The organism is Leifsonia soli (assembly GCF_013408745.1).
GTDB classification, from domain to species: Bacteria; Actinomycetota; Actinomycetes; order Actinomycetales; family Microbacteriaceae; genus Leifsonia; species Leifsonia soli.
Window position 1 is genome coordinate 2448870 of record NZ_JACCBJ010000001.1, and the last position, 19620, is coordinate 2468489.

The window sequence follows — 19620 nt, forward strand, 5'->3', positions numbered from 1 at the left end:
ACGCAGCGGACTGAGCGAATGACCGCCCCAGGCCGGCCGAGGTTCGGCCGGCCCGAGGCGGGGTCTCAGCGGGCGACCAGGTCGGGCTCGCTCGTCGTGCTCTCCGGCTGGTCGAGCATCGTCGAGGCACGGTTGCTGAGAGCGAAGACGTAGACGATCAGGCTCGCCGCGATGACGACCGTCACGTAGCCGATGAACAGGGTCAGTTCACCCGCCTCCTTCGCGGCGCTGAACAGCAGGGGCGCCGTTCCGCCGAAGACCGAGTTGGCGACGGCGTAGCCGAAGCCTACGCCGAGGGCGCGGATGTTCGACGGGAAGAGCTCCGCCTTCACGATCGCGTTGATCGAGGTGTAGCCCGTGAGGATGATGAACCCGCCGAACAGGATCGCGAACGCGGTGAACGGGGTCGTCGCCGACGGGAGCGCGGTGTAGAGGAACCAGGTGTACGCGACACCTCCGATGCCGAAGAACACCAGCAGCGGCTTGCGGCCGATGCGGTCGCTCAGCCAGCCGCCGAGCGGCTGCAGCAGCATGAGCCCGACGAGGGCGGCCAGGTTGACCAGCGTGCTCTGGACGACACTCGAGGTGCCGAGGCCCGCCTGGATGATCTTCGGCCCGTTGACCGTGTACGCGTAGAAGGCGAGCGTGCCGCCCATGGTGATCAGGAAGCACAGGATCAGCGGCTTGGTGTTGTTCCGGAACAGCTCGCGCAGCGTGCCGGCGGAGCTGCGCTGCCCGGTGCGGACCGCGGCGATCGCGACCGTGCTGAGCGACTCGTCCATCGACCTGCGCAGCCAGAACACCACCACGGCCGCGACGCCGCCGATCGCGAACGCCACACGCCAGCCCCACGACTCGATCGCCGGGGTCGGCAGCGTCACCACCATGACAAGCAGAGTGGCCTGCGCGAGGACATGCCCGCCCACCAGAGTGACGTACTGGAACGACGAGAAGAATCCGCGCCGGCCCGCCGGGGCAGCCTCGGACATGTACGTCGCGCTCGCGCCGTACTCGCCGCCGGTCGCCATGCCCTGCGCGAGCCGGAAGACCACAAGCGCCACCGCCGCCCAGACGCCGATCACGTCGTGCGTGGGGATGAGCGCCACCCCGAGCGAACAGCACGCCATCAGGGTGATGGATGCGGTGAGCGCCGTCCGGCGCCCGTAGCGGTCGGCGATCCGACCGAAGACGAGCGAGCCGACCGGACGCATCAGGAAGGTGACGGCGAAGATCGCCCACACGTAGAGCTGGGAGCCGGACTGCTCCGGCGAGAAGAACTGCTTCTCGAAGTAGACCGCGAACACCGAGTAGACGTAGACGTCGTACCACTCGACGAGGTTGCCGGCCGAGCCTTTCAGGGTGTTCGAGATCGCCCGCCGAAGCGTCTGCGGTCGGATGACAGGGGCATTACTGGACATTGCGTCTCCATCGGCACAAATAGAACGGTTGTACCTACGAAGACGGACGGCCGGCACGCATCATGACGCGCCGACGGGAAATCAGTCGATCAGGTCGTGACGCACCACGATCTGATCGCGCGCAGGCCCGACGCCGATCGCGGAGATCCGGGCGCCGGACAGGCTCTCCAGAGCCAGCACGTAATCCTGCGCGTTCTTCGGGAGATCCTCGAACGTGCGGGCGCCGCTGATGTCCTCGGTCCAGCCGGGGAACTCCTCGTAGATGGGCGTCGCGTGGTGGAAGTCGCTCTGCGAGGCGGGAACCTCGTCGTGGCGGACGCCGTCGACGTCGTAGGCGACCGCGACCGGGATGCGCTCGATGCCGGTGAGGGTGTCCAGCTTGGTGAGCACGAAGTCCGTCACGCCGTTCACACGCGCGGTGTAGCGGGCGACGGGAGCGTCGTACCAGCCGGTGCGTCGTGGGCGGCCCGTCGTGGTGCCGAATTCGAAACCGCGCTCGCGCAGGAACTCGCCCCACTCGTCGAACAGCTCGGTCGGGAACGGGCCGGCCCCGACCCTCGTCGTGTACGCCTTGACGATGCCGATGACGCGGTCGATCCGGTTGGGGCCGATGCCCGAGCCGGTCGCGGCGCCGCCGGCGGTGGAGTTGGAGGAGGTGACGAACGGGTAGGTACCGTGGTCCACATCCAGCATCGTCGCCTGGCCGCCCTCGAAGAGCACGTACTTGCCCTCCTCGAGCGCCTGGTTCAGCAGGAGGGAGCTGTCGACGACCATCGGGCGCAGGCGCTCGGAGTACTCGAGCAGCTGCTCGACGACCTCGTCGACCGTGATCGCCCGGCGGTTGTAGACCTTCACCAGCAGGTGGTTCTTCTGGTCGAGGGCTCCCTCGACCTTCTGCCGGAGGATGTTCTCGTCGAAGAGGTCCTGGATGCGGATGCCGACGCGGTTGATCTTGTCGGCGTACGTCGGCCCGATCCCGCGGCCGGTGGTGCCGATCTGGCGCTTGCCGAGGAAGCGCTCCGTCACCTTGTCGATCGTGCGGTGGTACGAGGTGATGACGTGGGCGTTCGAGCTGACCTTGAGGCGCGAGACGTCGACGCCGCGCGCGATCAGGGCGTCGAGCTCCTCGAAGAGCACCTCGATGTCGACGACGACGCCGTTCGCGATGACGGGCGTGACGCCCTCGGTGAGGATGCCGGAGGGCAGCAGGTGCAGGGCGTACTTCTCGTCGCCGACGACGACGGTGTGGCCGGCGTTGTTGCCGCCGTTGAACTTGACGACGTAGTCGATGCGGCTTCCCAGGACGTCGGTCGCCTTGCCTTTGCCTTCGTCACCCCACTGGGCGCCGATGATCACGATCGCGGGCACGTTTCACGTCCTCTCGGTGGTTGGAACACGTCGGCGCCACGCGGACGACCGTCGCACTCGATCCTATCGCGAGCCACGAAGTTGCACACAACTGTGCAAGAAGGGCGTACACTGGATGCATGCCCACCCCATCCACCCGCGCACCGCGCCGCGACGCCACGGCCAACCGCGAGGCCATCCTCGGTGCGGCCGCCATCGCCCTCAACGAGGACATCGACGCGTCGCTCGAGAACATCGCCGCCCGCGCCGGCCTGAGTCGCCGCGCCGTCTACGGGCACTTCGCCACGCGCGACGAGCTGCTCGTCGAGGTGTTCACGCGCGGCGCCCGCCGCCTCGCCGCCCTGCTCGACCCGGTGTCGCATCCCGACCCGCTCGTCGAGATCGCGCTGTTCGGCGCGACGCTCTGGGCCGAGGTCGAGCACGTCCGCGTCAGTGCGGCCCTCGCGGTGCGCGGCCCGCACCGCGAGATGGTCGGCACCGCGCTCGACCCTGCGCGGGAGCGCCTGCGCGACACCGTGCGTCGCGGGATGGAGTCCGGCCGTATCCGCACCGACCTCGACCGCGAGACCACGACACGGCTCATCGAGAACGCCGCCGTCTCGGTGCTCGACGAGGCCACCCGCGCCCGTCTCAGCCCCGAGGCCGGCCACCGCCTGGTGATGCTCGCCGGGCTCGGCGCCGCCGGGATGGGCTGGCGCGAGGCCGGCGAGCTGATCGCATCCACCCCCGAACTGGCGTTCACGGCCCCCGCGGACACGACAGAGGACGAGGCGGAGCGATGAAGGTCGTCCTGGACCAGGTCGCCAAGGGCGCGGCGCTCCCGCCGACGTCGGCGACGTTCGAGAGCGGACGCGCATCCCTCGCCCGCGCCGAGACGGAGCAGCGGCCGACCGTCCTCGGGCTGATCGCCTCCGGGCGGATGCGCCCCGACGCGGGCGGCGTCACCATCGACGGCAGCACCGACTACGCGGCGATGCGCCGCCGGATCGCCCTCGTCGACGCCCCCGACGTCTCCGAGCCCGCGTCGGACGTGACCGTCGCCGGCATCGTCGCAGAAGAGCTGATGTTCGCTGGGCGCGCGTCGCATCCCGTCGCCGTCGGGCGCTGCCTGCGCGACCTCGGCGCCTCCGAATGGGCCCGCTCCGCGATCGGCACCGTGCCGCCCACCGTGCGCATCCGGCTGCTGGCCGAGCTCGCGCTCCTCCGGAAAGGGGTGGATGCGCTCGTCATCGTCTCCCCCGACCGGCACGGCGGCGACCCCGTCGAATGGTGGCGGTTCGCCCGCGAGCTGGCCGGCCGCGACACGGCGGTGCTGGTCGTCGCCGGCGACGCGTCCGCCGCGGCCATCGCCGCCGCGTCCCTGGTCGAGCGTTTCGACGAGACCGCTCAGAACACCTTCGACGAAGACCCCGGCCGGGACGACACCGACGAGCTCCCCGACCTGATCATGACCCAGCCGAACGAAGAAGGCGCATGAAGATCCCGCAGATGATCGCGGCGGAGTTCCGCCGTCTCACCGCCAGCCCGATGTCCATCGTGGCGCTCATCGCCCTGATGTGCGTCCCCGTGCTCTACGGAGGCCTCTACCTGTGGGCCAACCAGAACCCGTACGCGAACCTGGACCGCATCCCCGCGGCCATCGTGGTCGATGACGCGGGCACGACCGTCGACGGGAAGACCGTGAACTACGGCGACGACGTGGCCGACCAGCTGATCACCGACGGCTCGTTCCAGTGGCACCGGGTGGAGAAGAGCTCGGCGGCGAGCGGGGTCGACGACTCGAAGTACGACTTCAGCATCACGTTCCCGAAGGACTTCTCCTCGGCCCTGGCCTCCGCCTCCGGCACCGCGCCGCACCGCGCCGTCGTCACGCTGACGACGAACGACACCAACAGCTACCTCGCCTCCACCATCGGAACGCAGGCGGCGGAGAAGATCCGCACCTCGATCGTGAAGCAGGTGAACGAGCAGGCGGCGAAGCAGTTCCTCGTCGGACTCGCCGACATCCGCTCCAACCTGGTCACCGCCGTCGACGGCGCGAACCAGCTGGTCGACGGCAGTGCGACCGCGCAGTCCGGCGCATCGCAGCTCGCCGACGGCACCGCGCAGCTCTCCTCGGGCTCGCAGGAGCTCGCGGGCAAGCTCGGCGAGCTGGCCTCCGGTGCCCAGCAGGTGAGCGACGGAGCTGCGCAGGTGGCCTCGGGCAACCAGCAGCTGGCGGCGAAGGTGGATGAGGCCGCGGCCGCGGCATCGCAGATCGCCGCGGCCGCGCCCGCCGCGCAGCAGGACCTGCTGAACCGGCTCGCGGCCGCCGGGGCGACCGAGGCCCAGCTGGCCCAGGTGAAGGCGGTGCTCGGCGACCTCGACACGAAGGTGCAGTCGGGCAACACGCAGATCCAGAGCGCTGTCGGGCAGATCAACCAGCTCTCCGCAGGCGCGGGCCAGGTCGCGAGTGGGGCATCCCAGGTCGCCTCCGGGTCGCAGCAGGCCGCCGCCGGCGCGTCGCAGCTTGCGTCCGGTGCGTCGACCGCCGCGAGCGGCGCCGCCCAGCTGCGCGACGGCCTGACCACCCTGCACGACGGCACGACCCAGCTGCGCGACGGGCTGAAGTCGGGGGTCGACCGCATCCCGGACAACTCCCCCAGCCTGCAGAAGAAGCAGGCGTCCACGATCGCCGACCCGGTGAACCTGAAGAACGACTCGATCACCTCCGCCGGCACGTACGGCGCCGGCCTCGCGCCCTTCTTCGTCGCCCTGGCCGCGTGGATCGGCATCTACGCGCTCTTCCTCATCGTCAAGCCGGTCTCGCGCCGGGCGATCACGGCCCTGCACTCGCCCATCAAGATCACGCTCGCGGGCTGGCTCACCCCCGGCCTGCTCGGTGCCATCCAGATGATCGGGCTGTTCGCGATCGTCTCCGGCGCCCTCGGCTTCCGCATCGACAACCCGGTCGGGATGTACGGGCTGATGGGGCTGGCGTCCGTCACGTTCGCGGCGATCATCCTCGCGCTCAACGTGTGGCTCGGCAGCGTCGGGCAGTTCCTCGGACTCGTCCTGATGGTGCTGCAGCTCGTCACCGCGGGGGGCACGTTCCCGTGGCAGACCCTCCCCGGCCCGCTCGCGTCGCTGCACCATGTGCTGCCGATGTCGTACGCGGTGGACGGCATCCGCCAGCTGATGTACGGCGGCAACCCGGCCACGGCCTGGGCGGATGCGGGAGTGCTGGCGCTGTGGATGCTGATCGCCCTGCTCATCGCGGCGATCGGAGTGACGCGGATGACGCACTTCCGGACCCTGCGCGACCTCCGCCCGTCGCTCATCGGGTAGGCGGAGCGCGAAGGCCACACGGCTCTGGTGGTCGGGCCGCCGCCCGCACTAGGGTGGCGGCAGACAGCACCCGCAACCGAGGAGGACGACATGGCCGATCTCGAAGTCCAGGCAGCGCTCGCGCAGGCCCGGCAGTCGGCGAGCGCCGCCAGCTACGACATCCAGAAGCTGCCGGAGGACTCGATCGAGCGCCAGGCGCTGCACAACCTCATCACGGCGGTCGACTCCCTCATCCAGGCGCTCGACACCGAGTGACCGGCGGTCCCGCGCGGCGGGACGGGCGACGACCTCCGGCGACGGTGGCCGGCGCTAGGGTGGCGGCGTGACCGATACGCTGCGCATCCTCCACCTCTCCGACACGCATCTGTACGGCGACGGTCGGCTGCACTACGGGATCGTGGACACGCTGGCCGCGCTCGATCGGGTGCTCGCCCGGGCGGCGTCCCTGGCGGAGGTCGACCTCATCGTCGCCTCCGGCGACCTCTCGGACGACGGGACGGCGGCCTCCTACCGGAAACTGAAGGCGACGCTCGAGCCGTGGGCGGCCGAGCGCGGGGCGGCGGTGGTCTACGCGATGGGCAACCACGACCTCCCCGACGGGTTCGAGGGGGTGCTCGGCGCCCGCGAGACCGAGACGACCGTTCGCGGCTTCCGGGTGGTGACCGTGGACACGAGCGTGCCGCTCGCCGGCTACGGCCGGGTGGAGGAGGCGCAGCTCGACCGGCTGCGCGATCTGCTCGCCACGCCATCCGAGAGCGGGACGGTCGTGGTCCTCCACCATCCGCCGGTCGCGCCCACCACGGTGCTGTTCGAGTCCCTCCGCCTCATCGACTCCCAGCCGCTGCTCGACACGCTCAGCGAAGGGGATGTGCGCCTCGTCCTCGCCGGGCACTACCACCACGGTCTGGTGACGGAGGCGGGCCCGGCCGGCATCCCCGTCGTCGTCGCGCCCGCGGTCGCGAACACCACCGATGTGCTGTGGCCGGCGCCACGGGAACGCGCGGTGCGCGGTGCGGGCTTCGCCTGGGTGCAGCTGCCCGACGACGGTCCGGCCCGGGCCCACCTCGTGTCCGCACCGGCGCCCGACGACGGCGAGACCGTCTACGACCTGGATGCCGCGGGCGTCCAGCGCATCGCCGACGACGCCGGCTGGCGCGGATGACGCCCGCCGGGTACTCGGGCACCCCGCTCTGGAAGAAGCTGGGGCTGAAGCCCGGCATGCGCGTGAGCGTGCTCCACGCCGACCGCGGGTGGAGCATCCCCCTCGACGGCGCGCCCGAGGTCGAGTGGACCGACAGCGGCCCGAGCGGACTCATCCTCGCGTTCTACCGCGAGGCGGCGGCGTTCCTCGCCGAACTCGACGAGCTGGGGCAGCGCATCCGCCCCGACGGGATGGTGTGGGCGGCCTGGCCGCGCAAGGCGGCAGGGCACGTGAGCGACCTCACCGAGAACCTGATCCGCGATGCGGCGCTCGAACGCGGGCTCGTCGATGTGAAGGTGGCTGCCGTGGACGAGGACTGGTCGGGGCTCAAGCTCGTCTGGCGGCGGGAGAACCGCTAGCCGAAGGCGACGTGCTGGCGGATCCACCCGTGCATGGCGACGGCCGCCGCCGCGGAGGCATTGATCGAGCGCGTCGAACCGAACTGCGAGATCTCGACAACGGCATCCGCCGCGGCCAGTGCCTCCGGCGACAGGCCGGGTCCCTCCTGGCCGAACAGCAGGACGCACGAGCGCGGGAATGAGAAGGTCTCGATCCTGACCGAGCCTGGGACGTTGTCGATCGCGATGAGGGGAAGGCCTTCGCTGCGCGCCCAGGCCACGAACCCGGCGACGTCGTCGTGGTGCACCACGTGCTGGTAGCGGTCGGTGACCATGGCGCCGCGCTTGTTCCAGCGACGCCGGCCGATGATGTGGACGGTGTCGGCCGCGAACGCGTTGGCGCTGCGCACGATCGACCCGATGTTCATGTCGTGCTGCCAGTTCTCGATGGCGACGTGGAACGGGTGGCGGTGCTGGTCCAGGTCGGCGACGATCGCCTCCATCGTCCAGTAGCGGTAGCGGTCGATCACATTGCGCGTGTCGCCCTGGCGCAGGAGGTCGGGATCGAAGCGCGGGTCGTCCGGCCATTCGCCCGGCCACGGCCCGACCCCGTTGGTCGTCAGCTCGTGCGTCGGGTTCGCCGTCTCATCCACAGCTTCAGCGTATCCACCGCCGGTGTCCGCCTCACCGCGCGCGGGGTGCGGCCCCTAAGCTGGAAGCATCCGCCTCCCGGTGAAAGGGGTCCCACGTGACGCGTCGCGACGAGATCGAATGCTGGCTCACCGACATGGACGGCGTCCTCGTCCACGAGAACCAGGCCCTCCCCGGCGCGTCCGACCTCATCCAGCAGTGGCGCGACCAGGGCACGCCGTTCCTGGTGCTCACCAACAACTCCATCTTCACGCCGCGCGACCTGGCGGCCCGGCTGCGCACCTCCGGCCTCGACGTGCCCGAGGAGTCCATCTGGACCTCGGCGCTGGCGACCGCCGACTTCCTCAAGTCGCAGATGCCCGGCGGCACCGCCTACGTGATCGGCGAGGCAGGGCTCACCACCGCGCTGCACGAGGCCGGCTTCATCATGACCGACACCAACCCGGACTACGTCGTCGTCGGCGAGACGCGCAGCTACTCCTTCGATGCGATCACCAAGGCCATCCGCCTCATCGGCAAGGGCGCGCGGTTCATCTCCACGAACCCCGACGCGACCGGCCCGAGCGCGGAAGGCCCCCTGCCGGCGACGGGCGCGGTGACGGCGATGATCACCAAGGCGACCGGCCGCGACCCGTACGTGGTCGGCAAGCCGAACCCGATGATGTTCCGTTCGGCCATGAACCGCATCGGCGCTCACTCGGAGAACACGGCCATGATCGGCGACCGGATGGACACGGACGTCGTGGCCGGCATCGAGGCGGGGCTGCACACCATCCTCGTGCTCACCGGTATCAGCGACCGCAGCGAGATCGAGCGGTACCCGTTCCGCCCGGACGAGGTGCTCCGCGGCGTCGATGAGCTGGTCGTGCGGGAGCCCATCGAGACCGAGCTCTGAAGCGCCGGGCACGGACCCGGGCCGCACGGTGGACGACGTCGCGCAGATCCGCTCGGCGCTCCGCTCTGCGGCCCGTTCGGCGTGGACCGCTCTCCGCGCTGAGCGTCCCGACGAGACCTTCTACTACTTCGGTCTCTGGACGACGCCGCTCGCCCACCGCCCGGCCCCGACGGCCTGCTCGTTCGAGGGGCTGGAGCGGGCGGTCGAGCACTGCCGCGCCGAGGGCGTCGAGGTGGCTGCCGACGAGCTGCGCTGGGCCGTGAACGACTCCCCCTACGACCTCTACGGCGACTCCCTGTTCGCGGAGGTCGAGCCGCTGTTCGACGCGCTCGATGGTCCGTACGATCGCACGCCCGAACTCACGGCCGCCCTGCTGGATGCCATGCTCGGAGCGCTCGCCGACCTGGACGCGGAGGGGTTCTTCGGCGGCGGGGCCGCCCGCGACGCCGTCGTGCTGAACGTCACGACGCCGGGTCACGACACAGATGTCGACCTGCTCGCGTCGGCGCGACGGATCAACCCGCCGACCGCCCTCGCCCGTTACGAGAGCGACGTGGCGCCGGACGGCGGTGTCGGCTGACGGACGACGCGCGCCGACGCATCGACGCCATCGATCGGTCAGGCGGCGGGGCCGGGGCCGGCGACCGACGAGGTGAGCGGCTGGCCGCTCGCGCGGGATGCGAAGCAGTAGTACGACCGCTGGCCGGACTTCCACTGTGCCTCCGTCGCGGGGAAGGAGCCGACGACCTGAAGGTCGGGGTAGGCGGCCGCCGCGCCCAGGTCGATGACGCCCCCTGCGGTGCAGAGGCCCGGAATCTGCTGCGCCAGGGCGTCCGCGCCCGGGTACGGCGCCGCGGGGTCGGCGGAGAGCAGGTTCGTGTAGACGAGCTGCGCGGTGTGCGGAGCGGTGCAGTCGACGACCGTGAACTCCTCCGCCCACACCGTGGTGAACGGCTGGACGCACTCGCCGCCGCCCAGTGCATCCCAGGGATGCGTCCCCGGCCCGACTGCGGCGGCCGGTTTGGGCGTCACCGTCGGAACGGGAGTGGGCGTCGGGGTGGGAGTGGCGCTCGCCCGTGCGGAGGCCGGTGCGGACGCCGCAGGGGCGGGCGCGCCTGCGCCGAGCCACGACGGGATGCGCGTGCCGATGGCGAAGAGCCCGATGAGGACGAGCAGGATCGCGACGGCACCGGCGACGGTGAAGAGGATGCGGTTGTTGCGCGAACCCCAGAGACCGCCTCCGGTCGGGGCGGCGGGGGGCGCCGTGGGCGCCGTGCCTTCGCCCGTCGCCGCGGCTGCGGTCACGGCGGAAGGCTCGTCCTGCGCGAACGTGAACGGAGTGGTCGCGGCCAGCTGCGGCCCTTCGACAGCGGCTGCGGGTTCGGGCGCTTCGTCGAACGACTCGCGCGGGTTCTCGTCCGCGGGCATTTCCGATCCGAGATCCGCGGGCCTGCCGGCGTCGCTCTGAGGCTCAGCGTCGCTCGCGGGCTCGGCGTCAGCATCCGGCTCTACCGCCACGTCGCCGAGCAGCTCGGCCAGCCCGTTCGACTCCTCCGCCTCGACGTCGTCGGGCTCGAGTGCCGGCGGCTCAGGATCGAAGAGCTCCGGCTCCGAGGCGCTCGCGATGCTCTCCGCGTCGATGGGGCTCGTCGCCGGCGACGGCAGGCCGCCCATCGCCAGCTCGGCCTCCGCGGCCGGAAAGGCGGGAGAAGGCGGGAGCGGCGCAACAGGCTCGTCGCGCAGCAGCGCGGCGATCTCGGAGGTGTCGAGCTGCTGCGTCGGAACATCGACCGCGTCCGGACGGTCGGTCGGGGTCGCAGCGACCGACGGCTCAACCTCTGGCTCTTCGATCGGCGGCCAAGCGGGCGAAGTGGTGAGCGCGGGCTCCTCGTGGGGCGCGCGCAGCAGGTCGGCGATCTCGGCCGCGTCCTGCCGTCGCGCCGGCGTCTCGATGGGCGGCTCGAAGAGCGCGGCGGCATCGATCGGCGGAAGGACCGGCTGGTGGAAGGGCGCGGGCGAGTCCCCGGGGGACTCGTCCGCGGGGGACGGGGCCGGAGGCAGGATGGCGTCGCCGATGGGGGTCGCGGGCGGCTCGGCGGGCGCGGGGGGCCGCGTGAACGCGGACGGGTCAATCGGGATGACGCTCGTCGTGTCGCCGATGACGGACCGACCGGACGGAGCATCCGATTCCGGTGCGCCGAAGCCCAGCAGAGCGGCCAGGCCGTGGCCCTCCTGCTCGTCCGCATCCACGTCGTCGTCGGCGGGGATCTCGGGCGCGTCGAAGATGGTCCGCGGCTTCTCCGGCTCGGGGGCCGGTGCCGGTGCCGGGAGCGCCGGCTCGATCACCCAGGACCGGACCGCCGCAGGCGGCTCCTCGTCCTCGATCGGCTCGGGCGTCGACGGCTCCTCGGGGGTGACGGACGGCGCGAAGATGCCTGCCGAGCGGGGGGTCGCCGGCTCGACGAACGTGGACCGGAAGACGGGAGGGATGAGCGGCGGCTCGGCGTCGGGCTCCGGCTCCGGCTCCACCGAGGGAGCGGCTGCGACGGGCGCCGTGGGCCCCTCGGCCGACGGCTCGACACCGGTCGGCGCGATGGGCGACGGCGCGATGGGCGACGGCGCGACATCCACCGGCTCCCCGCCGACCGGCTCGAAGAGAGCGGTGGGCGTGGGATCGGCCGGGGTCGAATCGGTCGGCTCGGCGTCCGCTGCCGCGGGCGGCGGCGGGCCGGCGGGCTCCTCCTCGACCAGGGGATCGGCGCCGACACCGGGCGTGAGGTTCCAGCTGAAGGCGACCGGGAACTCGGTCGGCGACTCCTCCGCGGCCTCCGGCTCCTCGATCGCGCTCCCCAGCAGCTCGTCGAACGGCGCCGGCTGGTCCGGCCGAGCCGGCTCGGAGGGTGCTGGCGCGCCGGGTGCGGCGTCCAACGGCGCGACGGGCGGAGCGAACGGCCATGCGGCCTGCTCCGCAGCCGAAGACGCGGGTGCGGGCTCGGCCGCTGCGGGTTCTACCTCGACCTCATGTCCCGTGTGGTCGCTCGGAGCGCCGTCCACGGGGGCGTCGCCCGCGTCGCCCGTGTCGCCGGCGTCGTCTGTGTCGCCGACGTCATCCGGGCGATCGACGTGACGACCGCCGGTCAGCTGCTGCAGCAGCCAGTCGGCGCTGCCGAACTCGGGCTCCGCCGCATCCGGCTGTTCCGGCGGGACGGGGGTATCCCGTCCTTCGCGCGGACGTCCGTCGTCCGCAGCGCCCCTCCCGCGCTCGTCGGACACTACGCCAGCCCCAGGTCCTTCAGGCCGATGGCGGCGTAGTACGGGTAGCCGGCGGCCTCGATGGCCTCGCGGGCCCCGGTGTCGCGGTCGACCACGACGGCGACGGCCGCGATCTCGGCGCCGACCGCGCGCAGCGCCTCGGCCGCCTTGAGCGGCGAGCCACCGGTGGTGGAGGTGTCTTCGAGCACGATCACGCGCTTGCCCTCGAGGTCCGGGCCCTCGACCTGCTTGCCGCGCCCGTGGTCCTTCGGCTCTTTGCGCACCACGAAGGCGTCGTAGCCGAGACCCTGGGCCGCTCCCTGGTGCAGGATGGCCGCGGCAACGGGGTCGGCGCCCATCGTCATGCCGCCGACGGCGAAGACGTCGGGGATGTCACGGATGAGGTCGATCATCACCTGGCCGATGAGGGGGGCAACGCGGTGGTCGAGGCTGACCTTGCGCAGGTCGACGTAGTAGCTCGCCTTCTTGCCGCTGGTGAGCGTGAAGTCGCCGTGGAAGACGGCCTCGGCGGCGATGTAGTCGATGAGCTGCTGTCGTGCGTCGGTCACATCCATGATTCTAGAGGGGAACCCACCGACCCCCGGGAGTTCTCCACAGGCTGTCGGCGTTCCCACCGACACCCGAGCGGCTCCGGGGACGTCGGCGGCGGCCGATACGATCGGAGCATGCGCGTCGCGACCTGGAATGTGAACTCGATCCGCACCCGCGTGGGCCGCGTCGTCGACTGGATGGTCCGCGAAGACGTGGATGTGCTCGCCATGCAGGAGATCAAGTGCAAGCCGGAGCAGTTCCCGTACCAGCCGTTCGAGGACGCGGGCTACGAAGTCGTCCTGCACGGCCTGAACCAGTGGAACGGCGTCGCCATCGCCAGTCGCCTGCCGCTGGAGGACGTCGCCATCGGGTTCCCCGACATGCCGGGGTTCCTCAAAGACCACGACGGTCCCGACCTCCCGAAGGAGGCGCGCGCGATCGGGGCGACAGTGCAGGGCATCCGCCTCTGGAGCCTCTACGTACCCAACGGCCGGTCGCTCGCCGATCCGCACTACGTCTACAAGCTCGACTGGCTCGCCACCCTCGCCGCCGACACTCAGCGCTGGCTCGCCGACGACCCCGGTCTGCAGCTCGCACTCATGGGCGACTGGAACGTCGCGCCCCTCGACTCCGATGTCGGCGACCCCAGCCTGGTGCCCGGCGTCTCGACCCACATCTCGCCGCCCGAGCGCACGGCGTTCGCCGCGTTCGAGAAAGTCGGGCTGACCGACGTCGTCCGCCCCATCGTGCCGGACGGCTACACCTACTGGGACTACAAGCAGCTGCGGTTCCCGCGCAACGAAGGCCTGCGCATCGACTTCATCCTCGGCTCCCGCGCCTTCGCCGACCGCGTGGTGGATGCGAGCATCCACCGCAACGAGCGGAAGGGAGACGCCCCCAGCGACCACGTCCCCGTCCTCGTCGAGCTGGCGCCCATCGCGGCGGCGGACGACGACGACGACCGACCGATGATCTTCGGCTGACAGGCAGGAACCGATGAGCACGCCGCCTCCCCCGCCCGGATACCCCAGCCACGCCGGTCACCCCGGCTCCCCGGCGCCGCAGCCGGGCTTCCCGCAGCCGGGCTTCCCGCAGCCACGCGCACGCCGGCCGGTGATCGTCTGGGATCTGGTGACGTCGATCATCCTGCTCGTCATCGCCATCGTGATCGCCGCCATCCTCACCTTCGCCGCGTTCTTCCTCGCGTTCGCGAGCGACCCGTGCGGGGCGTCGACGGTGTGCGACACCGAACGCATGGGGGCCGGCTTCTTCATCGCGCTCTTCGGACCCGCCGTGGTCACGCTGATCGCCGTCGTCGCGACCGTCGTGCTGCTGATCGTGCGCCGCATCAGCTTCTGGGTTCCCATCGCCGGCATCCTGCTCGCGGTGGGCGTCTGGGTCGGCGGCGCGGCACTGGTCATCTCGGGCGTGCCGGGGTCGTCCCTCTAGCCTGTCGCCTCCCGGACGACGCTGCATCAACTTTCGTTACGAAGCGTTGCGCCGGGCCAGCGGGCGCGGCGCACTCGTCGGTAGCGTCGGAGCACCATGACCGACTCGTCCTCCGCCTACCCCGTCGAGTTCTCGGACGTCGCGCGTTCGTTCCCGGCGCCGGACCGGCCTTCCGGACGGCGTCGCTCAGCGGACCGGGAGCAGGAGGCCTCCGCTGCGGGCGAGCGCGCCGTGCTGCGGGATGTGTCCCTTCAGATCCGCGCGGGCGAGGTCGTCGCGATCCTGGGCCCGAGCGGATGCGGCAAGTCGACCCTCCTGCGCATCGCCGGCGGCCTGGACACCCCCACCGGCGGAGCCGCCCTCATCGACGGGAGCGCCGTCACCCGATTCGATGCCCGCTGCGCCGTTGGGTTCCAGGAGCCGCGGCTGCTGCCGTGGCGCTCGATCGCCGACAACGTCGCGCTCGGTCTTCCCCGCGGCCTCGACCGCGCCGACGGACGGCAGCGGGTGGCCCAGCTGCTCGACCTCGTCGGGCTGACGGCGTCCGCGACGCTGCGACCCCGCGAGGTCTCGGGCGGCATGGCGCAGCGCGCGTCGCTGGCCCGCGCTCTCGCCCGCAACCCCGGAGTGCTGCTGCTCGACGAGCCGTTCGGCGCTCTCGACGCCCTGACACGGCTGAAGATGCAGGACCTCCTCCTCGACATCCACGCCGCCGCGCCCGCCACCATCCTGCTGGTCACGCACGACGTCGACGAGGCCCTGCAGCTCGCGGACCGTGTGGTCCTCCTGGGCGGTGAGGACGGCCGGCCGGGCTCGACCATCCGCAGCGTCACGACCGTCCCCGGAACCCGTCCACGGGACCGCGGGTCGGCCGAACTCGCGGAGCTGCGAGCCGACCTGCTCGACGGCCTCGGCATCGACCGCCACGGCCGCGCGCGCGACGAGCAGCGGACAGCCGTCCCCGTCTTCCCGTACTGAACAGCGCCACCTGCACCGCCGCACCACCCGCACCGCCGCACCACCCGCACAGCCGCACCCCCGCACAGACATCCGAAAGAGGCATCATGCGCCGCAGACCCACCATCCTGACCGCCGCCGCCGGCATCGTCGCGGCCGCCAGCCTGCTGCTCACCGGCTGCGTCGCCGGCGAGGGCTCCGCCTCCGGCGCCACCAACTCGGCCGGAGTGACGAAGGGCGGGACCCTCACCATCGACTTCGCGACCTACAACCCGCTCAGCCTGGTCATCAAGAAGGAGGGCTGGCTGGAGAAGGCGCTGAAGAAGCAGGACATCACCGTCACCTGGGTGCAGTCCGCCGGCTCCAACAAGGCGAACGAGGCACTCCGCTCCGGCGCGATCGACGTCGGCTCGACCGCCGGCTCCGCCGCGCTGCTCGCCCGCTCGAACGGATCGCCGATCAAGACGATCGACATCTACTCGCAGCCCGAGTGGTCGGCCATCGTCGTCGGCCCGAACTCGACCATCACCTCGGTCAAGGACCTCAAGGGCAAGCAGATCGCCGCCACCAAGGGAACGGACCCGTACTTCTTCCTGCTGCAGGCGCTCGAGGCCAACGGGCTCTCGGCGAACGACGTGACCATCCAGAACCTCCAGCACGCCGACGGCTGGGCTGCCCTGCAGAACGGCTCGGTCGACGCCTGGAGCGGACTCGACCCGATCATGGCGAACGCCGAGAAGTCGGGCGCCAAGCTCATCTACCGCAACGTGAAGTTCAACACCTACGGCTTCCTGAACGCCACCGAGTCGTTCATCGACTCGAAGCCGGATGTCGCGCAGACCGTCGTGAACACCTACGAGTACGCGCGCGCCTGGGCCGAGAAGCACCCCGACGAGACGGCGAAGATCCTCTCCGACGTCGCCGGGATCGACCCCGCCGTCGCCACCACGGTGATCACCGAGCGCACCAACCTCGACGTCTCGAACATTCCGGGGGCCGCGCAGCTCGCCGTGCTCAAGAAGGTGGGCCCGATCTTCGTCGCCTCGAGCGACGTGAAGTCGCAGTCGGACATCGACAAGGCGCTCGACTCCCTGCTCGACCCGTCCTTCGCGAAGAAGGCCGACCCGAGCGCCATCGGCGGCTGACGCATCCCGATGACGGTTCACAACGCACCGGAGGTCGTCGCGACGACGGTCGCACGCACGCCGGTCCTGTCGCGTCGCGGGGTGAGGATCGCCGCCGGCTTCGTCCTCCCCATCGTCCTGCTCGCGGTCTGGCAGCTCGCGTCGACCTCCGGTGCGTTCACGTCGTCGCAGCTGCCGTCGCCCGCGATGGTGTGGGAGGCCGCGGTCGACCTCGCCCAGCGGGGGCTCCTGGGTCAGTACGTCGCCATCTCGACGCAGCGCGTGCTCATCGGGTTCGCGTTCGGCGCGGGCCTCGGGCTCCTGCTCGGAGCCCTCGTCGGGCTGTCGCGCTGGTCGGATGTGCTGTTCAGCCCGACGCTCGCGGCCATCCGGGCCGTGCCCTCCCTCGCCTGGGTGCCGCTGCTGATCCTGTGGTTCAAGATCGGCGAGGACTCGAAGATCATCCTGATCGCGATCGGGGCCTTCTTCCCCGTCTACACCACCGTCGCCGCTGCGCTGAAACACGTCGACCGCCACCTGGTGGAGGCGGGACGCGCCTTCGGGCTGAACGGCGTCCGGCTCTTGACGACGGTGCAGCTGCCCGCTGTGCTGCCGTCGGTGATCTCCGGGCTCCGCCTCGCGATGGCGCAGGCGTGGCTGTTCCTGGTCGCCGCCGAGCTGATCGCCTCGTCGATGGGGCTCGGCTTCCTGCTCAACGACTCGCAGAACAACGGACGGACGGACCGCCTCTTCCTGGCGATCATCCTGCTGGCGATCCTGGGCATCATCACCGACTCGCTGCTCGGGCTGTTCGAGCGGTGGTCGGCCCGGCGCTGGGGCTGAACCGCCTCCGGCTGCCGCACGATCCGCCTGGGAAGTCCAGGCCCTATACCCGCCCTGCGCCCGGCCTACCGTCGACTGCGAAACCAGAAGGCAGTGAAAGGAGCCGTAATGGCTGCAGTGACCAAGTCCATCGACGTGACCGTGCCGGTCTCGACGGCGTACAACCAGTGGACCCAGTTCGAGTCCTTCCCGCACTTCCTCGACGAGGTCGAGGAGATCCGCCAGGTCGACGACACCACCAACCACTGGCGCGTCAAGATCGGCGGCGCGGAGCGTCAGTTCGACACCGTGATCACCGAGCAGCTCCCGGACGAGCGCGTCGCGTGGAAGTCCGTCGCGGGAGACACCGAGCACGCCGGTGTCGTCACGTTCCACCGCCTGTCCGACACCGAGACGAAGGTGACGGTGCAGCTGGAATGGGCCCCGTCCGACGCGCTCGAGAAGATCGGCGCCGCATTCGGCCTGGACGACCACGCCGTCAAGAAGGACCTCGAGAACTTCAAGAAGTTCATCGAGTCGCAGGGCGCCGAGACGGGTGCCTGGCGCGGCGAGGTCGACCGCGGAGACACGGTCTGATCCTCCTCGACCCAGAACCACGAGAACAGCGCCGGTGCGGTTCGCACCGGCGCCGTTCTCGTGTGTCACACACCGTCGGAGATCACACGCACTCTCGGGAGGAACTCCATCCGCACCGCGGCGCGTCGGAGAGGTGAACGTTTCGTACCGACGATGCCTCGCGTCAGCGAGTCGAGTCGACCTTCTCGGGGGTGGACCGCCGGCGTGCGGCCGCGGAGTAGATCCGCTCGACGATCCACAGCAGGATGCCGATGCCCAGCAGCCCGAGCGCGATCGTGTACTGGCCGACCGGGCGACCGGACGTCCACGGGAACACCAGGTACAGGCACGTGATGGCGCCGACGATGGGCAGCACGGTGGGCGAGCGGAAGTGCTTGTGGTCCACCGGCTGCTTGCGCAGCACCAGCACCGCCACGTTGACCACCGCGAACACGGCCAGCAGGAGCAGGGAGGTCGTACCTCCGAGCAGCGCGACGATCGACCCCTTGGGGTCGAGTGAGACGTAGATGATGAGGGCGACGGCGAGGGCCGTCGTGAACAGGATGGCCGTCCACGGCGTCCGGCGCTTCGGCGACACCTTCGCCAGGAAGGGCGGCAGCACGCTCTGGCGGCTCATGCCGTAGAGCAGCCGGCTCGCCATCATCATGTTGATGAGGGCCGTGTTGGCAACCGCGAACATCGAGATGAACGGCAGCAGGTCGTTGATCGGGAAGCCCGGAGCTGCCGCCTCCACCGCCGCGACCAGGGGCGTCTCACTGCCGGCCAGCTCCCCGATCGGGACGAGGGCGACGACGGTGATCGAGACCAGCACGTAGATCACCGCGGCGATGCCGAGGCCGCTCAGCATCATCTTCGGGAAGATGCGACTCGGGTTCTTGGTCTCCTCCGCCATGTTGACCGAGTCCTCGAACCCCACCATCGCGAAGAACGCGAGCGACGTCGCCGTGCTCACCGCCAGCAGCACGCCCTTGTCCTCCGGCGTCTCGAACGCCACCACCTGTGACCAGTTCGCGTTGCCGCCGCCGATCGCCCACAGGCCGATGAAGATCACGAGCAGCAGACCGGAGAGCTCCACGAGGGTCAGCACCACGTTCAGCCATACGCTCTCGGAGACCCCGCGCAGATTCACCAGCATGATGAGCACGATGAAGCCGAGGGCGATGAGCAGTGTCGTGAGATTGTCATCCGGGATGCCGAAGCCGACCGTCAGGTTCACCGCGAACGCGCGCGACGCCGTCGATGCCGACGTGATGCCGGAGGTCATGACGATGAAGCACACGATGAACGTGAAGAAGTGGATGCCGAACGCCTTGTGCGTGTACAGCGCGGCCCCGGCCGCCTGAGGATACTTGGTCACCAGCTCCAGGTAGGAGAAGGCGGTCACGGTCGCCACCGCGAACGCCAGCAGGAACGGCAGCCACGCCGCCCCGCCGACCTCGGCCGCGACCTGACCGGTGAGGGCGTAGACGCCCGTCCCCAGGATGTCGCCGACGATGAAGAGGAGCAGGAGCCCCGGCCCGAGGGCCCGTTTCAGCTCCGGCTGCTCGGACTTGTCCGGATCGACGGTCTTGACCACCTGGGTCCAGGACGGATCGCTCACGTTGGGCTCCCTTCGACGTTCGCTCGGGGAGCCACTGTATGTGAGTTCGTACAGAAAAGGGAGTCCCGG

The 19620-nt window shown here is 70.6% G+C and carries 20 protein-coding genes; 14 read left to right on the forward strand and 6 right to left on the reverse strand.

Annotated elements, in window-relative coordinates; all coding sequences use genetic code 11:
• Positions 1–65: 65 nt before the first annotated feature.
• Together BJ963_RS11830 and BJ963_RS11835 are read right to left on the reverse strand one after the other, a co-directional pair.
• Positions 66–1418 carry an MFS transporter gene (locus tag BJ963_RS11830; protein WP_179456824.1) on the reverse strand — a complete coding sequence of 451 codons (1353 nt, stop codon included), beginning with the start codon at positions 1416–1418 and terminating at the stop codon, positions 66–68.
• Positions 1419–1499: 81 nt separating this feature from the next.
• Positions 1500–2786 (reverse strand): adenylosuccinate synthase, encoded by a 1287-nt coding sequence (locus BJ963_RS11835; RefSeq protein ID WP_179456826.1) that lies wholly within the window; start codon positions 2784–2786, stop codon positions 1500–1502.
• Positions 2787–2905: 119 nt separating this feature from the next.
• Between BJ963_RS11835 and BJ963_RS11840 the strand changes: the two genes are divergently transcribed.
• From BJ963_RS11840 to BJ963_RS11865, 6 genes are all read left to right on the forward strand, one after another.
• Positions 2906–3568, forward strand: a complete 663-nt coding sequence (locus BJ963_RS11840; protein ID WP_089907580.1) for a TetR/AcrR family transcriptional regulator — start codon at positions 2906–2908, stop codon at positions 3566–3568.
• On the forward strand, positions 3565–4263 hold the full coding sequence (locus BJ963_RS11845) for a hypothetical protein (RefSeq protein ID WP_089907577.1): 699 nt from the start codon (positions 3565–3567) through the stop codon (positions 4261–4263). The genes BJ963_RS11840 and BJ963_RS11845 overlap by 4 nt, the downstream gene beginning before the upstream one ends.
• The gene (locus tag BJ963_RS11850; protein ID WP_179456828.1) at positions 4260–6113 is read left to right on the forward strand and encodes a YhgE/Pip domain-containing protein; all 1854 of its coding nucleotides are present in this window, start codon (positions 4260–4262) and stop codon (positions 6111–6113) included. Before BJ963_RS11845 ends, BJ963_RS11850 begins: the two co-directional genes overlap by 4 nt.
• A 90-nt stretch (positions 6114–6203) precedes the next feature.
• Complete coding sequence (locus tag BJ963_RS11855; protein WP_172824158.1) at positions 6204–6368, forward strand: hypothetical protein; 165 nt, start codon at positions 6204–6206, stop codon at positions 6366–6368.
• 67 nt (positions 6369–6435) lie between these two features.
• Positions 6436–7275, forward strand: coding sequence for a metallophosphoesterase (locus tag BJ963_RS11860; RefSeq protein WP_179456830.1), 840 nt, complete (start codon positions 6436–6438; stop codon positions 7273–7275).
• Positions 7272–7673 carry a DUF3052 family protein gene (locus BJ963_RS11865; RefSeq protein ID WP_179456832.1) on the forward strand — a complete coding sequence of 134 codons (402 nt, stop codon included), beginning with the start codon at positions 7272–7274 and terminating at the stop codon, positions 7671–7673. The genes BJ963_RS11860 and BJ963_RS11865 overlap by 4 nt, the downstream gene beginning before the upstream one ends.
• On the opposite strand, the gene BJ963_RS11870 is transcribed toward BJ963_RS11865, so the two are convergent.
• A complete protein-coding gene (locus tag BJ963_RS11870) occupies positions 7670–8305 on the reverse strand; it encodes a TrmH family RNA methyltransferase (protein ID WP_179456834.1) in 636 nt (211 codons plus the stop codon). The genes BJ963_RS11865 and BJ963_RS11870 overlap by 4 nt on opposite strands.
• A gap of 95 nt (positions 8306–8400) precedes the next feature.
• Here BJ963_RS11870 and BJ963_RS11875 point away from each other — a divergent pair, with 95 nt between their 5' ends.
• Both BJ963_RS11875 and BJ963_RS11880 read left to right on the forward strand, forming a co-directional pair.
• A complete protein-coding gene (locus BJ963_RS11875) occupies positions 8401–9198 on the forward strand; it encodes an HAD-IIA family hydrolase (protein WP_018192399.1) in 798 nt (265 codons plus the stop codon).
• Positions 9199–9226: 28 nt separating this feature from the next.
• The gene (locus BJ963_RS11880; protein WP_179456836.1) at positions 9227–9778 is read left to right on the forward strand and encodes a DUF4303 domain-containing protein; all 552 of its coding nucleotides are present in this window, start codon (positions 9227–9229) and stop codon (positions 9776–9778) included.
• 38 nt (positions 9779–9816) lie between these two features.
• On the opposite strand, the gene BJ963_RS11885 is transcribed toward BJ963_RS11880, so the two are convergent.
• Both BJ963_RS11885 and pyrE read right to left on the reverse strand, forming a co-directional pair.
• On the reverse strand, positions 9817–12471 hold the full coding sequence (locus BJ963_RS11885; protein ID WP_179456838.1) for a hypothetical protein: 2655 nt from the start codon (positions 12469–12471) through the stop codon (positions 9817–9819).
• Positions 12471–13025, reverse strand: a complete 555-nt coding sequence (gene pyrE / locus BJ963_RS11890; RefSeq protein ID WP_089907552.1) for an orotate phosphoribosyltransferase — start codon at positions 13023–13025, stop codon at positions 12471–12473. Before pyrE ends, BJ963_RS11885 begins: the two co-directional genes overlap by 1 nt.
• 111 nt (positions 13026–13136) lie before the next feature.
• On the opposite strand from pyrE, the gene BJ963_RS11895 reads away from it, so the two are divergent.
• From BJ963_RS11895 to BJ963_RS11920, 6 genes are all read left to right on the forward strand, one after another.
• Positions 13137–13985 (forward strand): exodeoxyribonuclease III, encoded by an 849-nt coding sequence (locus tag BJ963_RS11895; RefSeq protein ID WP_179456840.1) that lies wholly within the window; start codon positions 13137–13139, stop codon positions 13983–13985.
• Between the two features lie 13 nt (positions 13986–13998).
• The gene (locus BJ963_RS11900) at positions 13999–14451 is read left to right on the forward strand and encodes a DUF6264 family protein (RefSeq protein WP_246298043.1); all 453 of its coding nucleotides are present in this window, start codon (positions 13999–14001) and stop codon (positions 14449–14451) included.
• Positions 14452–14547: 96 nt separating this feature from the next.
• Entirely contained in the window at positions 14548–15429 is an 882-nt protein-coding gene (locus BJ963_RS11905) for an ABC transporter ATP-binding protein (RefSeq protein ID WP_179456842.1), read from the forward strand.
• 86 nt (positions 15430–15515) lie between these two features.
• Positions 15516–16553 (forward strand): aliphatic sulfonate ABC transporter substrate-binding protein, encoded by a 1038-nt coding sequence (locus BJ963_RS11910; protein WP_179456844.1) that lies wholly within the window; start codon positions 15516–15518, stop codon positions 16551–16553.
• A gap of 9 nt (positions 16554–16562) precedes the next feature.
• Entirely contained in the window at positions 16563–17375 is an 813-nt protein-coding gene (locus BJ963_RS11915; RefSeq protein WP_179456846.1) for an ABC transporter permease, read from the forward strand.
• A 108-nt stretch (positions 17376–17483) separates the two neighbouring features.
• Positions 17484–17951, forward strand: a complete 468-nt coding sequence (locus BJ963_RS11920; protein ID WP_179456848.1) for an SRPBCC family protein — start codon at positions 17484–17486, stop codon at positions 17949–17951.
• 163 nt (positions 17952–18114) lie between these two features.
• Here BJ963_RS11920 and BJ963_RS11925 read toward each other — a convergent pair whose 3' ends face one another.
• Positions 18115–19551: an amino acid permease gene (locus BJ963_RS11925; RefSeq protein WP_179456850.1), complete on the reverse strand. Its 1437-nt coding sequence runs from the start codon at positions 19549–19551 to the stop codon at positions 18115–18117.
• Positions 19552–19620 lie beyond the last annotated feature (69 nt).